At 61.6% G+C, this 23,606-nt stretch carries 18 protein-coding genes; 8 read left to right on the top strand and 10 right to left on the bottom strand.

All coding sequences use genetic code 11. The features are described from left to right. The first annotated feature begins 197 nt into the window (after positions 1–197). The 4 genes from DKK66_RS16105 to DKK66_RS16120 are packed head-to-tail and all read left to right on the top strand — an operon-like array spanning position 198 to position 6,347. On the top strand, positions 198–1,400 hold the full coding sequence (locus tag DKK66_RS16105) for an efflux RND transporter periplasmic adaptor subunit (RefSeq protein ID WP_131359689.1): 1,203 nt from the start codon (positions 198–200) through the stop codon (positions 1,398–1,400). A gap of 20 nt (positions 1,401–1,420) precedes the next feature. Next, positions 1,421–4,663, top strand: a complete 3,243-nt coding sequence (locus DKK66_RS16110; RefSeq protein WP_131359691.1) for an efflux RND transporter permease subunit — start codon at positions 1,421–1,423, stop codon at positions 4,661–4,663. A gap of 12 nt (positions 4,664–4,675) precedes the next feature. Further along, positions 4,676–6,127 (top strand): efflux transporter outer membrane subunit, encoded by a 1,452-nt coding sequence (locus DKK66_RS16115; protein WP_131359693.1) that lies wholly within the window; start codon positions 4,676–4,678, stop codon positions 6,125–6,127. A 37-nt stretch (positions 6,128–6,164) separates the two neighbouring features. After that, the gene (locus DKK66_RS16120) at positions 6,165–6,347 is read left to right on the top strand and encodes a hypothetical protein (protein ID WP_131359695.1); all 183 of its coding nucleotides are present in this window, start codon (positions 6,165–6,167) and stop codon (positions 6,345–6,347) included. A 96-nt stretch (positions 6,348–6,443) separates the two neighbouring features. Here the strand turns inward: DKK66_RS16120 and DKK66_RS16125 are convergent, their stop codons facing one another. The 5 genes from DKK66_RS16125 to DKK66_RS16145 form a co-directional block, all read right to left on the bottom strand. After that, positions 6,444–7,358, bottom strand: a complete 915-nt coding sequence (locus tag DKK66_RS16125) for a carbohydrate kinase (RefSeq protein WP_131359697.1) — start codon at positions 7,356–7,358, stop codon at positions 6,444–6,446. Beyond that, positions 7,355–8,782: a glycoside hydrolase family 32 protein gene (locus DKK66_RS16130; RefSeq protein ID WP_165494202.1), complete on the bottom strand. Its 1,428-nt coding sequence runs from the start codon at positions 8,780–8,782 to the stop codon at positions 7,355–7,357. The genes DKK66_RS16125 and DKK66_RS16130 overlap by 4 nt, the downstream gene beginning before the upstream one ends. After that, positions 8,772–10,154, bottom strand: coding sequence for a sucrose-specific PTS transporter subunit IIBC (locus DKK66_RS16135; protein WP_131359701.1), 1,383 nt, complete (start codon positions 10,152–10,154; stop codon positions 8,772–8,774). The genes DKK66_RS16130 and DKK66_RS16135 overlap by 11 nt, the downstream gene beginning before the upstream one ends. A gap of 55 nt (positions 10,155–10,209) precedes the next feature. After that, complete coding sequence (locus tag DKK66_RS16140; protein WP_131359703.1) at positions 10,210–11,238, bottom strand: LacI family DNA-binding transcriptional regulator; 1,029 nt, start codon at positions 11,236–11,238, stop codon at positions 10,210–10,212. Between the two features lie 109 nt (positions 11,239–11,347). Continuing rightward, entirely contained in the window at positions 11,348–12,265 is a 918-nt protein-coding gene (locus DKK66_RS16145) for a LysR family transcriptional regulator (RefSeq protein ID WP_131359705.1), read from the bottom strand. 114 nt (positions 12,266–12,379) lie between these two features. On the opposite strand from DKK66_RS16145, the gene DKK66_RS16150 reads away from it, so the two are divergent. Next, entirely contained in the window at positions 12,380–12,886 is a 507-nt protein-coding gene (locus DKK66_RS16150) for an SRPBCC domain-containing protein (protein WP_131359707.1), read from the top strand. A 74-nt stretch (positions 12,887–12,960) separates the two neighbouring features. Here the strand turns inward: DKK66_RS16150 and DKK66_RS16155 are convergent, their stop codons facing one another. Then, complete coding sequence (locus tag DKK66_RS16155; protein ID WP_131359709.1) at positions 12,961–13,719, bottom strand: SDR family NAD(P)-dependent oxidoreductase; 759 nt, start codon at positions 13,717–13,719, stop codon at positions 12,961–12,963. A gap of 134 nt (positions 13,720–13,853) precedes the next feature. Here DKK66_RS16155 and DKK66_RS16160 point away from each other — a divergent pair, with 134 nt between their 5' ends. Further along, complete coding sequence (locus DKK66_RS16160) at positions 13,854–14,774, top strand: LysR family transcriptional regulator (protein WP_131359711.1); 921 nt, start codon at positions 13,854–13,856, stop codon at positions 14,772–14,774. A 151-nt stretch (positions 14,775–14,925) separates the two neighbouring features. Here the strand turns inward: DKK66_RS16160 and DKK66_RS16165 are convergent, their stop codons facing one another. The 3 genes from DKK66_RS16165 to DKK66_RS16175 all read right to left on the bottom strand — a co-directional run bounded on the left by DKK66_RS16165 (position 14,926) and on the right by DKK66_RS16175 (position 19,190). Continuing rightward, positions 14,926–16,365 carry a family 16 glycosylhydrolase gene (locus DKK66_RS16165; RefSeq protein WP_131359713.1) on the bottom strand — a complete coding sequence of 480 codons (1,440 nt, stop codon included), beginning with the start codon at positions 16,363–16,365 and terminating at the stop codon, positions 14,926–14,928. Beyond that, the gene (locus DKK66_RS16170; protein ID WP_131359715.1) at positions 16,362–17,072 is read right to left on the bottom strand and encodes a hypothetical protein; all 711 of its coding nucleotides are present in this window, start codon (positions 17,070–17,072) and stop codon (positions 16,362–16,364) included. The genes DKK66_RS16165 and DKK66_RS16170 overlap by 4 nt, the downstream gene beginning before the upstream one ends. A 240-nt stretch (positions 17,073–17,312) precedes the next feature. Then, entirely contained in the window at positions 17,313–19,190 is a 1,878-nt protein-coding gene (locus DKK66_RS16175) for a methyl-accepting chemotaxis protein (protein ID WP_131359717.1), read from the bottom strand. Positions 19,191–19,849: 659 nt separating this feature from the next. On the opposite strand from DKK66_RS16175, the gene DKK66_RS16180 reads away from it, so the two are divergent. Beyond that, complete coding sequence (locus DKK66_RS16180) at positions 19,850–21,487, top strand: alpha/beta hydrolase (RefSeq protein ID WP_131359719.1); 1,638 nt, start codon at positions 19,850–19,852, stop codon at positions 21,485–21,487. Between the two features lie 72 nt (positions 21,488–21,559). On the opposite strand, the gene DKK66_RS16185 is transcribed toward DKK66_RS16180, so the two are convergent. Further along, on the bottom strand, positions 21,560–22,468 hold the full coding sequence (locus tag DKK66_RS16185) for a lysine exporter LysO family protein (RefSeq protein WP_131359721.1): 909 nt from the start codon (positions 22,466–22,468) through the stop codon (positions 21,560–21,562). A gap of 197 nt (positions 22,469–22,665) precedes the next feature. On the opposite strand from DKK66_RS16185, the gene DKK66_RS16190 reads away from it, so the two are divergent. Continuing rightward, complete coding sequence (locus DKK66_RS16190; protein ID WP_131359723.1) at positions 22,666–23,580, top strand: LysR family transcriptional regulator; 915 nt, start codon at positions 22,666–22,668, stop codon at positions 23,578–23,580. The last annotated feature ends 26 nt before the right edge of the window (positions 23,581–23,606 follow it).

Consider the following 23,606-nt stretch of genomic DNA (forward strand, 5'->3'; position numbering starts at 1 on the left):
GCAAAATCCCAGCTGATACATTTGCGTCCCTGATCAAGCGGTGAATACCCGGCTGGCATGTGCCGGCCCTTGTGCCGTGTTCACCCGACAACAAGACAGCGCCAATGCGGCCAGCCCGCACAGGCACTGCGTCGCCTTACCTGACCGGTCACGCGTATTGCGCTGGCCATCTGTGCTGACCTTACGGAACCAAACACATGAACCCACCCAACAAGGGCCGGCGACCGCTGGCCATGACTGCCATTTCCTTTGCCGTGCTGGCTGCCATTGGCGCGGCGGCCTGGCTTGGCCTGCACAGCCAGGCAGTGCAGGCGGATGCCCCGGCTGCCGCCAGCCAGGCTGTTCCTGTTTCTGCTGCCTTGCTGGTGCAGCAGGAAGTCAGCACCTGGCAGGATTTTTCCGGCCGCCTGGAGGCGGTGGAACGGGTGGAGCTGCGCTCGCGCGTGGCCGGTGCCATCCAGTCCGTGCACTTTCGTGAGGGTGCGCTGGTGAAGGCCGGCGACCTGTTGGTGTCTATCGACCCTGCGCCGTATCAGGCCGAGGTGGACCGTGCCGCCGCCCAGGTGGCCGCCGCCCAGTCCCAGCTGGTATTCGCCCGCAGCGAGCAGGAACGCGCCAGCCGCATGCTGGCCGACCACGCCATTGCCCAGCGCGATGCGGACGAGCGCAACAACGCTGCCCGCGCCGCCGATGCCAGCCTGAAGGCCGCGCAGGCCGCCTTGCAGACGGCACGGCTGAACCTGGGCTACACCGCCATCCGCGCGCCGGTATCCGGCCGGGTGGGCAAGCTGTTGGTGACTACCGGCAACCTGGTATCGGCCGGGCCGGATTCGCCGGTGCTTACCACGCTGGTGTCGGTAAACCCGGTGTATGCCAGCTTTGATGCCGACGAGGAAACCGTGAACAAGGCGCTGGCCGAGCTGCCGGATGCCGGCGCTGCCCGTGCGCGGCTGGGTGACATTCCGCTGCAGGTCGCCACCAGCACCGCGCAAACCTTCCCCGCCAAGCTGCAACTGGTGGACAACCAGGTGGATGGCAAGAGCGGCACGGTCAAGCTGCGCGCCACGGTGGATAACCGCGACGGCGTGCTGATTCCCGGCCAGTTCGTGCGCATCCGGCTGGGCCAGGCCAAGCGTCATCCGGCGCTGCTGCTGAACGAGCAGGCCATCGGCACCGATCAGGACAAGCGCTTTGTCATGGTGGTCGATAAGGACAGCAAGGCACGTTACCGCCAGGTGCAGCTGGGGGCCAGTGTTGATGGCCTGCGCATTGTCACCGCCGGCCTGCGTGCCGGTGAGCGGGTGATTGTGGACGGCCTGCAGAAAGTGCAGCCCGGCGCAGCGGTAGCACCGCACATGGTGCCGATGCAGCCCCCGGCCACTGCGGCGGCCAATAGCTGATTTCCACGCGAAAGACATTCATGAACCTATCCAAATTCTTCATCGACCGCCCGATTTTTGCCGGGGTGCTGTCGCTGCTGATTTTCCTGGCGGGCCTGCTGTCCTTGCGGGTGCTGCCGATTTCGGAATACCCGGAAGTGGTGCCGCCGCAAATCATCGTGCGGGCGCAGTTTCCCGGTGCCAACCCCAAGGTGATTGCCGAATCGGTGGCCACGCCGCTGGAAGAGGCCATCAACGGTACCGAGGGCATGCTGTACATGAGCAGCCAGGCCACCACTGACGGCCTGATGACGCTGACGGTGACTTTCCAGATCGGCACTGATCCGGACAAGGCGCAGCAACTGGTGCAAAACCGCGTGGCGCAGGCCGAACCGCGCCTGCCGGAAGACGTGCGCCGCCTGGGCCTGACGACAATCAAGAGCAGCCCGGACCTCACGCTGGTGGTGCACCTGCTGTCGCCCAATGGCCGTTACGACATGACCTATCTGCGCAACTACGCCATTCTCAATGTGCGTGACCGGCTGGCACGCATCAGCGGGGTGGGGCAGGTGGGGCTGTATGGCGCGGGCGATTACTCCATGCGCATCTGGCTGGACCCGCAAAAAGTGGCCATGCATGGCTTGTCGGCCAGCGAGGTGGTGAGCGCCATCCGCGAGCAGAACGTGCAGGCCGCCGCCGGTAGCATCGGTGCCTCGCCCAGTGCCAAGGGCATCCAGCTGCAATTCCCCATCAACGCGCAGGGCAGCCTGCAAACCGAGCAGGAATTCGGCGACATCATCGTCAAGACCGGTGCCGACGGTGCGGTAACGCGCCTGCGTGAGCTGGGCCGCATCGAGCTGGGTGCGTCTGAATACGCACTGCACTCCACGCTGGACAACAAGGCGGCGGTGGCCATTCCGGTATCGCAAGCCCCAGGCTCCAATGCCTTGCAGATTTCCGACCAGGTACGCGCCACCATGGCCGAGCTGAAGAAATCCATGCCGGAAGGGGTGGACTACGCCATCGACTACGACCCCACCCAGTTTGTGCGTGCGTCAATCGAATCGGTGGTGCATACCCTGCTGGAAGCCATTGCGCTGGTGGTGCTGGTGGTGATCCTGTTCCTGCAAACCTGGCGTGCCTCGCTGATTCCGCTGCTGGCGGTGCCGGTGTCCATCGTCGGTACTTTCGCGGTGATGCACAGCTTTGGCTTCACCATCAACACCCTGTCGCTGTTTGGGCTGGTGCTGGCTATCGGCATCGTGGTGGATGATGCCATCGTGGTGGTGGAAAACGTGGAGCGCAACATCGAGGCCGGGCTGGACCCGCGTGCGGCCTCCTACCGCGCCATGCGTGAAGTGTCGGGCCCCATCATCGCCATTGCGCTGGTGCTGGTGGCGGTATTCGTGCCGCTGGCCTTTATCGGCGGCCTGAGTGGCATGTTCTACAAGCAGTTTGCGCTGACCATTGCCATTTCCACGGTGATTTCCGCCATCAACTCGCTGACGTTGTCACCGGCACTGGCGGCCTTGCTGCTGCAACGCCACGATGCGCCGCAAGACTGGCTGACCCGCCAGATGGACCGCTGGCTGGGTGGTTTCTTCGACCGCTTCAACAGCCTGTTCAACCGCGGTGCCACCCGTTACAGCCAGGGCGTGAAGCAGGCTATCGGCCGCAAGTTTGTCATGCTGGCCATCTATGCCGGTCTGGCCGCGCTGACGGCGGGGCTGTTCCACAGCATTCCGGGTGGCTTTGTGCCGGCGCAGGACAAGCAGTACCTGATCGGCTTTGCCCAGTTGCCGGACGGTGCCACGCTGGACCGCACCGATGCGGTGATTCACCGCATGAGCGACATCGCGCTGAAGATACCGGGCGTGGAGCACGCCATTGCCTTCCCCGGCCTGTCGATCAACGGTTTCACCAACAGTGCCAACTCCGGCATCGTGTTTGTCACCCTCAAGCCCTTCGAGGAGCGGCGCGGCAAGGCCATGAGCGCCAATGCCATTGCCGGGGCGATGAATGCCGAGTTTGGCAAGTTGCAGGACGCCTTTGTGGTGATGTTCCCGCCGCCGCCGGTACAGGGGCTGGGCACCACCGGTGGGTTCAAGCTGCAACTGGAAGACCGTGGCGGCCTGGGTTACGAGGCGATGGACAAGGCAGTGAAGGCCTTCATGGCCGGTGCCGCCAAGGCGCCGGAGCTGGCCGGGCTGTATACCAGCTACCAGCTGAACGTGCCGCAGCTGCTGGCTGACCTGGACCGCAGCAAGGCCCAGCAGCTGGGGGTGAAGGTGACCGACGTGTTCAACACCATGCAGATTTATCTGGGCAGCCTGTACGTCAACGACTTCAACAAGTTTGGCCGTACCTACACCGTGCGGGTGCAGGCGGATGCCAACTTCCGTGCGCGGCCGGAAGACGTGGGCCAGCTGCAGGTGCGCTCGGCCAACGGCAGCATGGTGCCGCTGTCGGCCCTGCTCAAGGTCAAGCCCAGCTTCGGGCCGGAACGGGCGATGCGTTACAACGGCTTTCTGGCGGCTGACATCAACGGCGGTGCCGCGCCCGGCTATTCCAGCGGACAGGCACAAGAGGCCGTGGCGCGCGTCGCCGCGCAAACCCTGCCGCCTGGCATTGGCTATGAGTGGACCGAGCTGACCTATCAGGAAATCCTGGCGGGCAATTCCGGCAGCTGGGTATTCCCCATCGCCATCCTGCTGGTGTTCCTGGTGCTGGCGGCGCAGTACGAAAGCCTGGCGCTGCCGCTGGCCATCATCCTGATTGTGCCGATGGCGCTGCTGGCGGCCATGGCCGGGGTATGGCTGAGCCACGGCGACAACAATGTGTTCACCCAGATCGGCCTGGTGGTGCTGGTGGGCCTCAGTGCCAAGAACGCCATCCTGATTGTCGAATTTGCCCGCGAACTGGAGTTTGCCGGACGCAGCCCCTTGCAGGCCGCCATTGAAGCCAGCCGCCTGCGCTTGCGCCCCATCCTGATGACCTCGATGGCCTTCATCATGGGTGTGTTGCCGCTGGTGCTGGCACAAGGTGCCGGCGCGGAAATGCGCAATGCCATGGGCGTGGCGGTGTTCAGCGGGATGATAGGTGTCACCGTATTCGGGCTGTTCCTCACCCCGGTGTTTTATGTGCTGATGCGCCGTCTGTCCGGCAACCGGCCACTGAAGCTGCACGGCGAGGTGCCGCATCTGGACCCGATCGCCCAGCCGCCCATGGGGCATGAGCACGGCCATGCACTGCACCCGGCTGCCCAGCAACACCATGTCGAATAAGGAAGCGGACAGATGATCAACAGAATCACCCTGGGCCTGTTGCTGGCGGCTGCGCTAAGCGCCTGCGCCACGCCGCCCACCATCGATGGCAGCCAGCTGCCGGCCACCCCGGCCAGCTACAAGAACCCGCCAGCGGCCACACTGGCCGACGGTAGCTGGACGCTGGCCGCACCGGCCGATGCCGCCACCCGTGGCGACTGGTGGCTGGCGTATCAGGACAGCACGCTGAACCGGCTGATCGACACCGCGCTGCAACACAATACCGACCTCGCCACAGCGGCGGCCCGTCTGCAACAGGCCCGTGCCGCACTGGGCGTGGCCGATGCCGACCGCATGCCGCAGCTGGGCGTGAATGTCGGCAATGCGCGCGGCACGCAGGCCGGGGCCGGGCCGTCCGGCACCAGCCTGCTGAACAGCAGCAACACCACGCCGGTGAAGCTGACCAGCGTCGGGGCCAATTTCAGCTATGAAATCGACCTGGCGGGTCGCCTGTCCGGTACCAGCCGCGCCGCCGCGCTGGATGCCGAAGCCAGCGCCGCACTGCTGCAGGGCAGCCGTCTGCTGGTTGCCAGCCAGGTGGCACAGACTTACTTCAGCCTGCGTCTGCTAGACCAGCAACGTCAGCTGTTGCAAGACACCGTGCAGTCCTATGCCCGCACGGCACAGCTCACCCGCCAGCGCTATCAGGCTGGCGAGGAGTCCGGCCTGTCGCTGGCGCGCATCGAAGCCGACAGCGAAGCCACCCGCGCCCAGGCCATTGCGCTGGACCGCCAGCGCGCCCAGCTGGAAAACGCACTGGCAGTGCTGACCGGCCAGCCGGCGTCCGGCTTCAGGCTGGAAGAAAGCCGCTGGAATGCCAGCCTGCCGCAGATTCCCGCGGGCTTGCCCGCCGCCATGCTGGCGCGCCGTCCTGATGTGGCAGCCGCCCAGCGCAAGCTGCTGGCCGCCCAGACCCGCGTCGGCGTGGCGCAAGCCGCCTGGTTTCCGGACCTGACGCTGACCTCGGCCGGTGGCTATGCCAGCTCGCAGTTGCGCGACATCTTCCGCTGGTCGGCCCGTGCCTGGTCGGTGGAAGGCCTGCTGTCCCTGCCGCTGCTCGATGGTGGCCGCCGTCAGGCACTGCTGGGTTCGGCCCGTGCCGACATGGAGGTGGCGATGGCGGATTACCGCCACAGCATCCTGCAGTCTCTGGCAGAAGTGGAGGATTCGCTCAGCGACATCCGCCTGCTGGCGCAGCAGGAAGCGGCCCAGCTGCAAGCAGTGGCCAGCGCAGCCCGTGCCAGTGCGCTGGCGGACTCGCGCTATCGCAATGGCCAGACCGGCCAGCTGGAACTGCTGGACGCCCAGCGCAGCGAACTGAGCATACGGCGCCAGGCCTTGAGCATCCGTCAGGACCGCTACCTGGCCTCGCTCAGCCTGATCCGCGCGCTGGGCGGCAGCTGGGATGACAGTGCCAGCAAGTAAACATCAACGAAACAGAAACCAATTCAAAGGAAACAGCATGCACAAATTCATCGCCCCCATCCTGCTGCTGGTGGCATGCAGCAGCCAGGTCTTTGCCTCCGATACTCCGGCGCAAAACCAGACAAGCCAGCAACATGCCCAGCGCAATGCCAATGATGCCTTCTGCACCGCCGGAACCCCGTGCGAGGTAAACCGCCAGCGTGCGGGTGAGCATCACTGAGTCAGTGTCCCGTAATCCGTGACGAACCATAAAAAAAGGCCATGCAGTGCATGGCCTTTTTTTACGGATAGCGTTAATCGGTGGCATGCAAGCGGCTTAGCCGCTGTGCTCAGCCAATAGCTGCGCCACTTCTTCCCGCGTGGGTGCATGCGCACCATGCTGTCTTGCCGTGCAGGCCGCTGCGGCGGCAACAAAGCGCAGCAAGTCTTGCGGCGTGGCCTCCGGCTGGTGCAGCAAGTGCGTCATCCAGCTACCCATGGCTGTGTCGCCGCAGCCGACGGTATCGGCCACTGTTACCTGCATGGCAGCCTGCTGGTACTGTTTGCCGTTGGCAAACAGCGTCATGCCGTCGGCACCCCGGGTGAACAGGATGCAGGCTTGCGGAGCCTGTTGGTGCAAGGTGGCCAGTGCCGCGTGCTTGTCCAGTTCGGGATACAAGCCGAACAGGTCATCGTCCGCCACCTTGATGTAGTCAGCCAGGCATAGCATGGCCTTGAAATGTGTCCGGTAGCCTGGCGTGTGCATGCTGTTGCGGAAGTTGGGGTCAAAGGCAATCCGGCAGCCTTGTGCCGCCAGTTGTCTGGCCAGTTGCACCAGACGACTGGCCAGCGGTTCGCGTGCCAGGCTGATGCAGCCAAAATGGGCAATGCGTACCGACTGCTCCCAAGCCGCAGGCAGGTGGGCGGGGTCGAAGTGCAGGTCGGCACTGTTGTCGCCAATGAAAAAATATTGCGGTGGCCGGGTGGATGGCACCATGGCCAGCAGCGGCGGGTAGGGCAGTTGCTGGGTATAGCGCATGTCCAGGCCCGCTGCTTGCGCGCCTTGCCACAGGGCATCGCCAAAACGGTTCTGGCTGACTGCTCCGGCAAAGGCTGCGCGGGCACCCAGCCGTGCCGCCACGCGCGCCACATTCCAGCAGGAGCCGCCCGGATAGTCTTGCCAGCGGCCATCGTCTTGCAGGATGAAGTCGGTCAGTGCTTCACCAAAAACCAGATAGTGCGGGTGCGTCATGCTGTCAGGCTTTCTCCGCTTGCGGCCATGCGTACCGGCATGGCATTGAGTGGCCAGAACGCCAGTTGCTCGATATGGATGTCACCCTCTGCCTGCAGGCCGATGACCTGGGCGTCTGCATCGGGGAAGATGCAGGCCGACATCACCACCGTGCCGTCAGCGGCGAAGATTTCCAGCGTGCTGCGATCCAGCAGCAGATGCAGTTGCAGCCTGTTGCCAGCGGGGAGTGGTGCGCGGCTGATACGGCCTGGTGCGCTGCCGCTGTGACGGGTGTCCAGCACTAGCTCGGCCGTGGCCGGCAGCCAGCTCAGCCGGGTGTGGCAGTGCTGGCCTTGTCGCAAGACAAGGTGACAGGCGCTGGCGTCCTTGCTGTGCAGGCTCAGTTGCAGTTCGGCGCACTCGCCGTGCAGGGCGGCATGCTGCCAGTTGCTGTGAATGGCCTGATCGGTCAGTAACAGGCCTTCGCCACGCAAGGCTTGCAGTGCCGGGTGCGGCTGCTGGCTGAGTTCACCGTCATGCCAGCTCAGCAACCGTGGCGCGCTAAGGCAATGGCTCCAGCCATCGGCCACGCTGGGGGTGTCGGGCTGTTCCGGCTTGCCCATCCAGCCCCACAGGATGTGTTCGCCATGCGGGCCGTGCAGGGTTTGCGGGGCGTAGAAGTCCGGGCCGTAATCCAGCGCCTGCGGACGATCAAACGCAGCGCCGTCCTGCGGCCTGCTGGTGTAGCAACTGGCATTGGCATTGGGCCAGGGCCAGCCTGTGCCGGCCTGCCCTTGCGGGCAGAACAGCAGCAGCTGGCGGTGTTGCAGGGTGAGCAGGTCCGGGCATTCGCACATATAGCCGTTGTTGCTGCCGGGTAACAGCTCGCCGCGCAGCGCCCATTGTTCCAGCGTGGCACTATGAAAATGCAGCACCGTGCCACTGCCGTTGTTGCGCTGTGCGCCCAGCACCAGATGAAAACCGTCCGGCTCGCGCCACAGCCGTGGGTCGCGGAAATGGCTGGTATAGCCTGCGGGAGGCTGCTGCAGCGTCGGGCCCAGTTTGGTGAAGTGGATGCCGTCATCGGACACCGCCAGGCACTGGTAGCTGTGGCGTACTTCACCATCGCGCACATTGCCGGTGTATATCAGCCACAGCCGCTCGTCCATTACCCAGGCGGAGCCGGAATAACAGCCGTGGCTGTCATAGCGCTCGCCTGGTTGCAGCGCGGGAGGGTGCAGGGTCCAGTCCAGCAGGTCCGGGCTGCTGGCATGACCCCATGATTTAGCACCATGTGTGCAGGCATTGGGGTTCCACTGGAAAAACACATGGTAACGCCCGGCAAAATAAACCAGCCCGTTGGGGTCGTTCAGCAGCCCTTGCGGGGGCGACAGGTGAAAGGTCGGTCGCCAGTTGCCAGTGGCTGTGTGGTGCTTATTGCTCACGCTTTGCATCCTGTGTTTTCAGGCCAAACAGCCAGCTGGCGGCAAAGGCGCTGCCAAAGGCAATCAGCAGGCCGGCAATGTAAGACAGCATGCTGCCGGCCGGGACAATGGCAATGCCGGGCAGGCCGGTGACGCCGATGGCAGTCATCGACACCTGGTTGAACACCACCCAGGCGCCGCCCAGTGCGCCACCCAGCGCAGCAGCGACAAAAGGGCGGACAAAGCGCAGGTTGACGCCGAAGATGGCGGCCTCGGTAATGCCCAGCAGGCAGGACAGGGCGGCCGGCAGGGCGATCTGTCTGACCTTGTTGTCACGGGTGCGGAAAAACACCGCCAGCGCGGCACCGCCTTGCGCCACATTGGCCATCGACCAGATGGGCAGCAGGAAATTCTTGCCAATGGCCGGGTTGCTGAGCAAACCCGCTTCGATGGCATGGAAGCTGTGATGCACGCCGGTAATCACCACCAGTGAGTACAGGCCACCAAACAGCAGGCCGGCCAGTGCGCCGCCATGCTGGTAGATCAGCATCAGGCTGATGGAAATGGCATCCCCCAGCATGCGGCCGAAGGGGCCGATCAGCAGCAGCGCAATCAGCGCACTGCACATCAGCGTGAGAAACGGCGTGAGGATCAGGTCCAGACTGTTGGGGACGATGCGGCGCAACTGGCGCTCGATATGGCTTTGCACCCATACCGCCAGCAACACCGGCAACACCGTGCCCTGGTAGCCCACCTTGGCCACATGCATGCCGAACAGCGTCCAGTATTCATGAATGCCGGAACCAAGCGTCCAGGCATTCTGCAGGGCAGGGTGAATCATGATGCCGCCCAGCGCGGCCGCCAGGAAGGGGTTGCCATTGAATTCGCGCGCGGCGGAGAAGGCAATCAGGATGGGCAGGAACACGAAGGCGGTGTTGGAGAACATGTCCACCATCTGCAGCCAGGGCGTATCACTGGCCAGCCCCAGTGTTTTTGCAGTGCCGATGACGCCCATCAGCAGGCCACAGGCCACGATGACCGGAATGATGGGCACAAAGATATTGGACAGCGTCTGCGCCAGTCGCTGGGCCAGCCCCAGGCGGGCCGCCGCCAGTTTCTTGCTTTCCTGGGTGGAGGCCTGATTCAGTCCGGTGCTGGCTATCAGCGCCGCGCAGACGTGATTGACCAACCCTTGCCCCAGCACGATCTGGAACTGACCGCCATTGACAAAGCTGCCTTTCACGCTGTCCAGCGCATCCAGCGCGGCCTTGTCTACCCGCTGCGTGTCGCGCAGCACAAGGCGTAGCCGGGTGGCGCAATGGGCAATGCTGTCGATGTTCTCTGCGCCGCCTACCAGGGGCAGGATATCGGCGGCAATTTGTTGGTAATTCATTGTCTCCTCCATGTGGTAACGTTACCACATTTGCGTTTTAAAAAGCCCCAAAGTGTTACGGGGCCAACTGCCGTGCGCTATCGCGCATCTTGATGGTGAACGGCATCACCAGCTTGCTGCTGGTAGCCGTCTTTTGCTGCAACTGCTCCAGCAGCAATTGCGCTGCCTGGCGGCCACTGGCCTGGTAATCGTAATGCACGGTGGAAAGGCGCGGCTGCATCATGGCGGCAATATCGATATCGCCCATGCCGGCCACCGAAACATCTTGCGGCACGCGCAAGCCCAGTTCCGCCAGACGGCTGATGGCGCCAATGGCCAGCCGGTCGGTAGCAGCCAGCAGGGCAGTAGGCCACTGCGACAGGGCCATCAGCTGGTCCACGGCCTGTGCCGCGCTGGCAAAATCAAAGCCGCCAGCGGTCATCAGGGCTGCATCCGGTGCAAGACCTGCTGCTGTCAGGGCGTTCTGGTAACCGCGCTTGCGCTCGCCGCCTACTTGAACGTCACGGGCATTGACGCCGATAAAGCCAATGCGCCGATGGCCGCGCTCCAGCAAGGCCTGGGTCAGCGCGGTGGCGGCCGCGCATTCGTCCTGCAATACGCAGCTGAGGCCCAGGTCCGATGCGTCCTGACCCAGCACCACCAGCGGGCGTTGCAGCATGGCAAAAGCCTGGCGGTGCTGCTCGCCCAGTTCCGCAGCCAGCAGCAGCACGCCGTTGACGCGTTGCTCCTTGAACAGTTGCAGGGCCTTGAGTTCGCGCTCGGCCTGATTGTCGGTATGCGCCAGCAGCAGGCTGTAGCCCGCTGCTTCCAGCACGGCGGAAATGCCCGCCACCATGGCGCTGATGCTGTAGGAGTCGATACGCGGAATCACCACGCCCACCAGCGAGGACTGTTTGCGCTGCAAGCCCTTGGCCACGGCGCTGGGGACAAAGCCGGTGGCGGCAATCACCCGTTCGATGCGCTCGCGTACCTCGGCTTTGACATAACCGGACTGGTTGAGCACCCGCGACACGGTGGAGACGGAAGTCTGCGCCAGCGCAGCCACTTCGCGAATGCTGTTGGCAGTTTGTGGTAACGTTTCCATGTTGCGCAGGCTAACCGCAGGGCCGGGGCCTTGTCAATCGGCTTGGTTGTTGTGTGGCTGGTGTATTGCGTGGTGGGGCAGGGCCTGCCTGTGCGGCTTCTGGCCGGTTTCAGGCTGGCTGGCGCAGCCGGGCCAGCAAAAAGTCGACACATGCCCGCACCCGTGCCGACAGGTGACGGTTTTGCGGGTAGGTGACGGAAAACTGCCGTGCCCGTCCAGCGTGATCCGGCATCACCTCCACCAGCTCGCCGCGTGCCAGTGCGGGCGCGGCAATGAAATGGTAGGTCTGGAACAGTCCGCCCCCGGCCATTCCCCAGCTGATGCAGCCCTGGGCATCGTCCAGCAGGCGCAGGCGGCTGTGGAACTGATGGTCCAGCGCTTCGCCACCGGGCAGGGTCAGCAGCCATGGCATGGCGCGGCCGGTGCTGGGCAGGATGAATTGCAGGCAGTCATGCCCGGCCAGCTCATCAATCTGCCGCGGCACGCCGCGCCGGGCGAGGTAACCGGGTGTGGCAAAGATGCCAAGCGTGGCGTCTTCCAGCTTCTGCACCACCAGGCGGGAATCCTGTGGCGTGCCGATGCGGATGGCCAGGTCGTAGCCTTCTTCGACAATATCGGCCACCCGGTTGGATAGGCTCAGCTCCAGTTCGATCTGCGGATAGGCGCTGGTGAATTCCTCCAGCAAGGGCAGCAAGCGGTAATTGGCGTACAGGGTGCCAACACTGATGCGCAGCAGGCCGCTGGGCACTTTCTGCCGGCCGGTGATGGTGCGCTCTGCTTCGGCAATCTGGTCCAGTGCCTGGCGGCATTGCTGCCAGTACAGCTCGCCTTCGTGGGTCAGCCGCATGGTGCGTGTGGTGCGTGCAAACAGGCGTACACCCAGCCGTTCTTCCAGACGCTTGATGGCCCGGCTGACCGAGGCTGGCGTCAGCCCCAACGCTTCCGCCGCCGCGGAAAAACTGCTCAGCTCTGCCGCTTTGCAAAACAAGGCGATGGTGCTGATCTGGGTGGCGTCGAATGCGGGCATATTTGTTCTTTGATGTAACAAATAATGTGATTTTACCGCCATTTATTCGTTGATGTGCAATGCGTACAGTAGCAGCCAGACTTTCTTACTGTTAACTGCCGCAAGGAAAACATCATGAGCGACATTATCTGGCCGGCCGGCTATGTGCCCGGCTTTACCGACAATTACTGTTCCAATGAGGTGATTGTCACTGGCGTGACCATCGAAAAACTGTGGACCTTGCTGAACACACCGCAGCTGTGGCCTGGCTACTATGCCAATTCGGCCAATCCGCGCTTTTACGATGGCAAGGGGCCGGAACTGGCCATGGGCGACCGTTTTTACTTTGAAACCTTCGGCTTCCCGGTGGAGGCGCAAGTTGTCGAGCACATTGCGCCAGTCCCCGGCCAGGCAGCGCGCATTGCCTGGCATGGCTGGGCCGGCAGCACGGCGGAAGACAGGCTGGATGTGCATCACGCCTGGCTGATTGAAGAGCTTTCTGCTGGCCGGGTGCGCATCCTCACGCAGGAAACCCAGGTGGGCAAGCCGGCGCAGGCGCTGGCCCAAACCAGGCCCAATCCCATGATCAACGGCCATCAGGACTGGCTGGATGGCATGGTGGCCGCTGCACGGCAGTCATGAAAGTGGCCGGAGGGCAGTCCGCGTCGCATTCCTGCGCCGGATAGCCCTCCGGTTCTGTCATGACGACCATGTGCTTACAGCATCATCCCGCCTGAAGCTTCAATCCGCTGGCCGGTAATCCAGTTGCTGTCTGATGTCAGCAAGGCGGCGATGGCGTCGCCAATGTCGTCGGGCAGTCCGGCACGGCCCATGGCGGTATTGGCGGCAATCATGGCATTCACTTGCGGGTTGTCACGTGTCTGGCCGCCGCCGAAGTCGGTTTCGATGGCACCGGGTGCCAGCACGTTTACCGAAATGCCGCGCGGGCCCAGCTCCCTGGCCAGGTAGCGGGTAAGGGTTTCCACCGCGCCTTTCATGGTGGCGTAGGCGGCATAGCCGGGGAAGCTGAAGCGCGCGAGGCCGCTGGATATGTTGAGGATGCGTCCGCCGTCGGCTATCAAGGGCAGCAGGGTCTGGGTGAGGAAGAACACCCCCTTCAGGTGCACATTCATCAGTGCATCGAATTGTTCCTCGGTGGTTTCGGCAAAGCTGCCGTAAATACCCATGCCGGCATTGTTCACCAGATGGTGAATCCGCCCGGTTTGCCATTTGTCCTGCAGCACGGTTTTCAGCTGTTCTGCAAAGGTGGCAAAGCTGCGCACATTGCCGGCATCCAGCTGAAGTGCTGCCGCGCGGCGGCCCAGTTGTTCTAGCTGGTGGACCAGCGCGTCGGCTTCGTCCCGCCGGGTGTGGTAGGTGATGATGACATCGATGCCCTTGGAGGCAAGCTTGAGTGCTGCATTCTTGCCAAGGCCACGGCTGCCGCCGGTGATGAGTGCGATGCGTTGTTGCATGGTGTTCTCCTGCGAGAGGTGGAGTGGGGCATTGCCTGCCGGATGCTGTGCAGTCTATTGCTGATTAATTTGCCGATAAACATGCAATTTATGGCTAAACTGTCCAGTATTTGATAACAATAAGGCGCGCCACCATGAATCAATTCGACGCCATGCAGGTTTTTGTCCGCGTTGCCGAACTGTCCGGTTTTACTGCCGCCGCAGAAAGCCTGGGGCTGCCCAAGGCAACGGTTTCACTGGCGGTGCAGCAGCTGGAAAACCAGCTGGGCACCCGCTTGCTGCACCGGACCACGCGCAGCGTGCAACTGACGCAGGACGGGCAGGTGGTACTGGAGCGCTGCAAGGACCTGTTGGCCGACATGAGCGAATTGCAGCAGATGTTTCGCTCAGAGCCTGCCGCGCTCAGCGGGCGCTTGCGGGTGGATATGCCGCTGGCCATTGCGCGCGAGCTGGTGATTCCGCAACTGCCGGATTTCCTGCGTCAGCATCCGGCCTTGCAGCTGGAATTGAGCAGCACCGACCGGCGGGTGGACCTGGTGCGTGAGGGCTTTGACTGTGTGTTGCGGGTGGGAGCCTTGCTGGATTCCAGCCTGATTGCCAGGCCGGTCGGGCAGTACCGGATGATCAACTGCGCCAGCCCGCGCTATATCGCCGAATACGGCATGCCGCAGTCACTGGCCGAGCTGGACCGGCACCGGCTGGTGCATTACCAGGCCAATTTTGGCGGACGGGATCCCGACTTTGAATATGTCGACCCGCAAGCGCCGGGCAGCGTGCACCATGTCGCCATGGCCGGTGTGCTCACCGTTAACAATTCCGAAGCCTATACCGCAGCCTGCCTGGCTGGCCTTGGCATCGTGCAGTCGCCCGAGCCGGGCATGCGCAGCTATCTTGCCAGCGGGCAGCTGGTGGAAATACTGCCCGACTATCGCCCGGCACCGATGCCGATTTCCTTTATCTATGCCAACCGTCGCCAGCTGCCGCAGCGGGTGCAGGTATTCATGAAATGGATGACCGACTTGTTGCAATCCCGCTTGCAGGAAATAGACGGCTAGTAAGTCGCCGGTCGCCAGGCGGATTGGTGTTTACTGACCCATGACTGCTGAACATCAGCACTGCGTCAGCATGGCGTGCACATGCTGCAACCGAAGGAATGCGCCATGGTGTGGCGTACTCCGACCCCTTAGTGCTGGGGTCGGACCGGGATTACAGAATCCAGACATTGATTTGCTGGATGGTAAAGCTGTCAATCACGCCGCTGGCGGGGGTGTGCGCCGGATACAGGCCAATCTGCATACTGCTGCCTTGCACCGAGCCGACTGCCAGATTACAGCCTATGGTAGCGGGCTGGCCTGCCCAGCTGGCCATGCCCAGGTCGGCACAAACAAACGCATCGTCGACGAAGTAATACACTGCACTGCCGTTCCAGATCATCTGGAAGCGATGCGGGTTACCATCAATGACCGATGCGGGCGGTCGCCAGTAGCTGGCAGTCAGCCAGGTTCCGTTGCCGGTGGCGACACTATGCACTTGCGTCGCACCGGTTGGACCGTGCGTGGTCTGGGTCAGTACTCCGGCTAATTTGGGAGAGAAGCTGGCGCAGTACATCTCCATGATATCGATTTCCGAACCGGTCAGCGCCGGGCGCACTACCGAGCCATCACCATAAAGCCAGGCGGCGGGCCAGCAACCCTGGGCACGCGGCATGATGGCCTGCACCTCAACCGCCACGGATTTTTGCAATGCATTGGCCCCAGCCCAGTAATTCTTGTGCGACCAGATCTGTCCGGCATTGAGTGGTGGCATGCACAGCACCCGCATGCCTGCCGAATAGGCAATGCCAATGGGGCTGGCCAGGCTGATGACACCGCTGCTGGCATTGACCGACTGAATGATGGGTTGTCCAAAGGCACTGGAGCCATAGGCCGTAACCTGCATGCCGGGAACGATTTGCGCCGGAAACGGCCACGGTGCCGTACCGCCCGCCGCGGTTGGCAGGCAGGTCAGGGTGAGTGAGCTTGCAGAGTTGACGCTGGAAATGGTGGCGACATAAATCGGCAGGAAATCCACCGTGGTATAGGCCGGATTGAGATTGTTGATGACCGGTGCGGCACCTGTTGCCGGGTTGCTGCCCCACAGTGTGACGATGTTGTTGACGGTATCCACCGCCGTGACAAACAGCAGTCCCCCGAAGTTGGCGCATGCAGCCACCTGCCCGAGGTTGATACCGCTGACATCATTCAGGTAAAGCTGGTTCGAGCCGTTGGGGGCCTGGGCCAGGGATTTGCTCAGCACCGGCCAGGGCAGGGTTGGCAAGGTGGCTGTCAAGGCTAGGCCGTTGTCCCCGATGGCATGGTTGCTCGCATTGAAGGGCTGATAGCGTTCAATTTCGTAGTTGATGGTGTACAAACCGGTGCCGGGTTTGTAAGGCTTGAAGTATTTTGCCAGCGTGGAAAGGTCGGCAATCCGTATCTGTTTGGGGTCGGTGGGCGTGGTGTTGCTGCCAAACAGATAACTGTCGGTGCTCTGGAAATTGCCAGCCTTGAGGGCTGCAGCAAACGATTGCGGTACCGTTGCCGGGTTATAGGCTGCCGGTACTGGCAGGGCTGCTGCCAGTTGCGCCAGTGAATTGAGGGCATTGCTCATTTCATGAAGCCCTGGGCATTGACGTAAACCGCAGCCCCGGCGGTGACGACATAGAAATTGAGCGCGGTATTGGCTGTGCTGATCAGCTCACCATCATCAAAACTCAGTATGGCGGGGGTATTCATGTTGGCAGGCAATTTGCAGCGCCAGATGGCACTGTTGCCATTGGCCACATATACCTCGGTGGCAGTGCTGCCGGTATTGATCAGCTGCAGTTTGCGCAGATAACTGCAGCGGCCATTGATATCGGCGGCTGCCAGAACCACGCTGCTTGCCGTGCTGATGCCACCGCTGCTGGCCACATAGTTCCAGGCAGTACCGGTTTCCACATTGACGCTATAAAACGGATTGCCGGCAATTCCATTGGCGTTGCCGGACGGGTCGCGGCTGGATACCTGGGCAATGCCACTGGTCAGGTTGGAAATAGCCACCAGCGGGGTGCCCAGCATGACATCGATGGCGATGCTGCCAGAGGGATTGTCAAAACTGGCCGCCGCCTGCACCCATACCGCCTGAGCGGTGTTCACCTGAATAATGGGCCTGACCTGAGACAGCACAGAACCGACAGCACCGCTGGCCGGTTGGGTGTCCGAAACGATCACGGTAGCGCTTCCACTGAGAGTCAGCAGCTGGATGGTGAGCGGACCTGTACCGATATTGGTCCAGCTGCCTGCGGTGATGGTTTGTTCGCCGTTGGACTGACTCATGATTTACCCCTTGCAAGTAGTGTGGAATGCCGATTTGCATCAACAACTGGTAATTAATAATACCATTGGCATTTAATAGCAATGAGTTTGTTATTCACCAGTCAGGCTGGGCTGGTCCAGAGAGGGGTTGAACTGGTGGCATGCACCATGTGCATGGTGCCAGGGAGCCCGCAGCTAGGCTATGTGCGGGGAATGATGGAGTGGGCTGACCGGAGAGTGGTCAGCCCGTGTGGTACGGGTTTACACCTTGAAGCGGCTGAACATTTCGCGCATTTTCGAGGCGGCGTCATTCAGGGTGGACAGTGTGCTGTGCACGCCCTGCAAGGACTGGTCGCTGTCGATGATGCGGTTGTTGATGCGTTCGGTGCTTTGCGAAATGGCAGTGGTGGCGTTGTGCTGTTCCTTGGTGGACAGCGAAATCTCGTTCATCTTGTTCACCACGTCCTGCATGGCCTGGCGGATGTCGTCGATACGCTTGACCGCGCCCTGGGTGATTTCCACCCCGCCATCCACCGAGTTGACGGTCTGCTGCATATTGCTCACCGCCTGGCTGGTTTCGCTGCGGATGGTGTTCACCATGCTGGTGATTTCCAGTGTGGCTTGCGCCGTGCGCTCGGCCAGCTTGCGTACTTCGTCCGCCACCACGGCAAAGCCGCGGCCCATCTCGCCGGCGCGTGCCGCTTCGATGGCGGCATTCAGGGCCAGCAGATTGGTTTGATCGGCAATGTCCTTGATGACATTGGTAATGCCGGTAATCTGCTGCGAACGGTTGTCCAGGGTTTCCAGAATACCGGACAGGCCCTTGACGGCATCCACCGTGCGCGCCATTTCGGACGAAATCTGCTTGATGTCGCTGGCGCTCTGGGTGGAGGCGCTGTCGGTCTGGCTCACCAGCTGGTCTGCTTCGCGGGTGGATTCGGCAATATGGGCAATGCTGACCGTGATTTGTTCCAGCGTGGCGGCGTTGCCGCTGAATACGTCGGAAATCTCGCGTGAGTCCTCGGCCACCCGGCGTACCGTGCTGCCGGCTTCGTCGACTCCGCTGATCACCCGGTCCGCTTCCTGTTTGACCTGGCGGAACATGTCACGCAGATGATCGACGAACAGATTGAAGGCATGGGCGGTTTCGGCAATTTCATCCTGACCGGATACCTCGATGCGGCGGGTGAGGTCGGCTTCGCCGCGGGCAATTTCATTCATGGCCTGGTTCAGGTGACGCAGGCCCTTGAGCATGGAGGCCAGAATCACGCTGGCAATGGGCACCAGCACCAGCAGCGAAACAGCGGCGATGATGACAATGGTCAGCAGCAGCTTGTTCAGCGGTTCGCGGATCACGCTGTCGTTCATCACCACGCCCAGCAACCAGTCGGTACCCGGAATGGCCACCACCTTCACGTATTTGTTGCTGTCTTCCATCTGGATCAGCTGCATGGCATTGCTGCTGGCCAGGCTGTTCAGCTGTTCGGCCGACAGGGTGGGGGCAATGCTGCTGATGGGTTTGAGCGTCAGTTGCTGATTGTGGTGGGCGATGATATTGCCGCTCTTGTCCACCAGGAAGGCATAGCCATCACCGCGCAGCTTGATCGACAGCACGGTCTTGACCAGGGCGTCGATGAAAATGTCACCGCCCACCACGGCCTTGAGTGCGCCGCCAGAGGACACCGGAGAAACAAAGGTCAGGCACAGCTTGCCGGTATCAAAGTCCACATAAGGGGCCGACACCGTGGCCTTGCCTGCGGCTACCGCTTGCTGGTACCAGGGGCGCTTGGCCGGGTCGTAGCCGGGCTTCTGGGCGTGGCCGTCGGAATAGACAATGTGGTGATCGGCAAAGCCGACATAGGTCAGCGAGAAACCACCGGCTTCATTGATGCGGGCCAGGGTGGGGACAGGGTCCGGATGGTCGGCCAGCGGGTTACCTGCCACCACGGCGCGCAACTTCTCGTCGTACCAGCTTTTGACAAAAGTGCCATAGCCGTTGGCTGTGCCACTCAATTCGTTTTCCACCCCGGTGACAATACTGCTGCGCATCTGGTTGTACACCAGCGCGGCAATGCAGGTGCTCAGGATGGCCAGCAATATTGCAACAAAGACAATCAGTTTGGCTTTTAACGACCGCATTATCCACACTCCTTTATAGTTTTATGTTCCGGCTAGCAGGTGCCGTGGGCAGTATCCACCTGCCTTGTTGCCAGTTGATTTCAGACGCAAGACGTCATCACCAGATAGTATGGATGCTTGCCTGCGGAAAATAAAACATATTTCAAAGTGAAGCTTATTATTAAATCTTTTTCTTTCAAGTCTCACCAGCAATAGATGCACCATTACCAAGCCATTCTGCTAAATGAATGGCCATGTTTTGCCGGGCGAGTAGGTGTTTGTTGCGAATGTCTGCCTGCATGCCAATTATTATGGATACCTGGCAAGCCACCGGGTGCTGGCGGAACAGGGCGGCTACACACAGCCAAATGGCCAGCACATTTTGCGATTTGCGCTGTAGTGAAAAAACCATTACCTGACAAAAAACGGTAAGGTCGCTTGAGAATGTGTGGTGTTTGCCCCAGCCTTATTGGCAGCAACTCCCGCTTTATATCAAACAAAACCGGTAAAGGCATGAGCAAGCCGCCTGGGTGGGCTATGCTGGCTTGACCATTCAAGGTACATGCTGCGGGGAGAGCTTCATGACTAAGCCAGCAACGGAAAATACTTGGTTTATCGATTCCTTCCAGAATGCACAGCATTTTGTGCATGTGCTGGAAAATATTTTTGACCCATTTGGCATGAGCAGATCTGCCATCCACACCCAGCTGGCCTGGTTGTGCCATCCCGCCCAGCTGGCTGAATCCAATGCCCGGCTGGCACAAAAGCTGTTCAATCTGCAGCAGTATGCCGCCAGACGCTGCCTTGGGGTGAAAGGGCCGGAAGTAGAGTCACCCCATCCGGAAGACACCCGGTTTGTGGAGGCGGAGTGGTCGGATACCGCCAGTTTTGATATCGCCAAACAGTGGTATCTGATCCTGACCCATCACCTGCAAGACATGGTGTACGAAACCCCAGGCCAGTCGGCGCGCACTACCCGACAGGCGGCGTTCTGGAGCCGTAACTGGCTGAATGCACTGGCACCCAGCAATTTCTTTTGGAGCAACCCGGTTGCCATGCGCCGGGCGGCCGAAACCAATGGCGAAAGCCTGCGGCTGGGCTGGCAGAATTTTCTGGAAGATGCCCGTCAGGGCGCGGTGCGCATGAGCAGTACCAATGAATTCAAAGTAGGGGAGAACCTGGGCACCACGCCGGGCAAGGTGGTGTTCCGTAATGCCTTGTTCGAGCTGATTCATTACACCCCCACTGTCAAGGCGGTGCATCAGGTGCCGGTGGTGATTGTGCCACCGTGCATCAACAAGTTTTACGTGCTGGATCTCACCCCGAAAAAGAGCATGATCCGCTACCTGCTGGAGCAGGGGCTGGACACCTATATCATCAGCTGGCGCAATCCGGGCGCGGATCAGTCCGGCACCACTTTTGACCAATACTTGCAGGACGGGCTGGACCAGGCATTCCGGGTGGCATGCGCGCTGTCCGGTCAGCCACAGGTCAATGCGGTGGGTTATTGCATAGGCGGGGCCATGCTGGCCACCTGGCTGGCATGGAGCAGCCAGCACTACACCAATGGCGATAATCCGGTAGCCAGCGCCACCTTTTTTGCCACGCTGGTGGACTATCACAGTCCGGGTGACATCGAGGTATTCATCGACCCGGCCACGCTGGACTGGCTGGACGGGAAAATGGCCGAAACCGGCTATCTGGATGGGAAGGACATGGCCATGTCCTTCCGCATGCTGCGTCCCAACAGCCTGATCTGGCACTACGTGGTGCATGGCTGGCTGTACGGTGAAAAACCTTCGGCCTTCGATGTGCTGTACTGGAATATGGACACCACCCGCATGCCGGCAACCATGCATTCCTGGTATCTGCGCCAGTTCTACCAGCACAATAATCTGATCAAGCCCAACGCGCTGACCGTGGCTGGTCACCCCATCAATCTGGAGACCATCAGCCAGCCGGTGTATGCCGTTGCCGCCGAAGACGACCATATCGCACCGTGGAAACAATCCTTCCGGCTCAATCACTTCCTGTCTGGCGACAAGCGCTTTGTGCTGTCTACCTCCGGCCACATCCTGGGCATCGTCAACCCGCCGGTCAATCCGCCCAAGCGCGCGTTCTGGGTGGCCCCGGCCGAGCGCCACCAAAGCCCGGAACACTGGAAGCAAGCGGCCGAACATCATCAGGGCAGCTGGTGGGATGACTGGATGCAATGGCTGAAACCACGCTCGGGTGCGCTGGGCAAGGCACCGTCGGTCAGCAGCCGGCAATACCCGGCACTGGGTGATGCGCCTGGCAGTTATGTGCTGGAGAGCTGAGCCAGGCTATTTGGTCGATAGCGCATGATGTTCACCTGCCCGCAGCTTGCTGTGGGCAGGCGGCCCGATGCGCTAGGCCAGGGAAACCATGATCAGTAGCGGGCTGACAAGGGTCAGCACAAAACCGCTGATCAGGGCCAGCGATACATGATGAGTGCCGCATTTCTGCCGGATCAGTGGCAGGGTGGCATCCAGTGCGGTGGCACCGCAAATGCCGATGGCCTCCCTGCTGAAACGTGCGCCCAGCAGGTACAGCATGGCAATGGCCATCAGCTCCCGGAACAGGTCGGTCAGCATGGCAATAGCCCCATAGTTGCTGCCCAGCTTGCTGCTCACCAGAATGCTGGACAGGGTGACCCAGCCAAAACCGCTGGACAGCGCCAATGAAGTCCACACCCCTTCGCCGGTAAACACGGCCGCCGCCATGCCTCCGGCCAGCGAGCCGATGATGACCAGAACCGGCAGCACCATCACCTCCGGCGTGCGCCAGGCACTGCCCAGCTTCAGCTCCACCAGGTCGATGCCAACCAGCACAATCAGCAGGTAAAGCAATTGGCTGGTGCTGATGGCATCCAGCCAGCCTAGCTGAAACCCGGATGCAACGGCCCCCATGCCCACCATGCCCAGGGCCAGCAGGCAGTCGCGCAGTGCATGCAAAAACTGCGTGACGGGCGGGCGTTCGGCTGGCTCTGTTTTGCCGCTGGCACGCGGCTGACGCATGCACAGCACAATCAGCCCCCATGGCAGCAAGCTGGTCAGGGACGCAAAAATCAGCGCCGTCCCCAGGGTTTTGCCCAGCATGCTGCCATCACTCAGCACTGTGCCGAAGCCCTTGCCGCAAAAGAACAGCAACAGCCAGATCAGCGGCGTCAACAGGCGGGCACAGTGCCGGGTATGGCGGCGCGGCAGCAGCAGGCCGATGCCGTAACCGCACAATAGCGCCAGCATGATGGGGAGGATGGATGCCAGGATCAGTTGCATGAAGGCCTCATTTCAAGGCAGGGCGGAGGTGTAAACATGATTGTTTTTTTCATGGTGATTGCTATGCGCTGTCGTACTGCTTGGCGCCTGAGGCCGTCAGTATCACCAATTGCTGAATTCTCAGGAATGGATGAAACAAGCTTTTTGAATTCCTGAAACAGGAATAAGCTGCCCGGTATCACAAGGGGAGTGGATGCATGCTGAATCGACTGGAAATGCTGCGAATCTTCTGTACTGCGGCGGAAACACGCAATTTCAAGGAAGCCGCGCAGCAACTTGGCATCTCGCCACAGGTGGTGACCCGTGCCATCCAGGAGCTGGAAAGCCAGTTCGGCGAGCTGTTGTTCCATCGCAATACCCGTCAGTGCCGGATTACCCGCGAAGGTGAGCGTCTGGCACATATCGCCAGGCAAGGCGTGGAGGGGATTGATTGCTTGTTCCGCGGCGCGGAAGCCAATGCGGCCCAGCAAGTGGAAGGCACGGTAAGGCTGACCGCGCCGGAGGCCATCGGCCAGACCAGCCTGGTACACAGCCTGGCACGCTTGCGCCAGCAGTATCCGGGCCTGCATTTCGAACTGCATCTGGAAGATGATGAAACCGATGTGGTGGATGAACAGATTGATATCGGCATCCGCCACGGCTTGATCCGGGACAGCCGCTTTGTGGCGCGGCAAGTAGCCGAAGTGCCGTTCTACATCGTGGCCGCCCCCGGCTTGCTGGCCCGCTGCGGAGTGCCGCGCACGCTGAAGGACGTGCAGCAACAGCCTGTGGTTGGCACCATCGACCAGCGCACCGGCAAACCGTGGCCCTGGTTTTTCCGTCAGGAGTCGCAGTGGATTCCGCGGGAGCTGGCATTCATCAGCAACAGCACCCAGGCCGAGTGTGCCGCGGTGGTGGCCGGCTTCGGTTTCGCCCAGATGCCCGGTTTTGTCGCCATTCCCCACCTGCGCAGCGGCGAACTGGTGGAGGTGCTGCCCGAGCTGGCACCCACCCCGTGGGCGCTGAGTGTGTACCGGCCACAGCGCAGCCCGGTTCCGGCGCGGGTTCGCGTGGTATACGACTGGCTGGTCAGTGACTTTTCCAATCCCGCGTTTTTCCCGCTCCTGCCCTGAAACCGCAGCCAGTCCCATATCGGCCT

This window comes from Aquitalea sp. USM4 (assembly GCF_004328945.1).
GTDB lineage: Bacteria > Pseudomonadota > Gammaproteobacteria > Burkholderiales > Chromobacteriaceae > Aquitalea > Aquitalea pelogenes.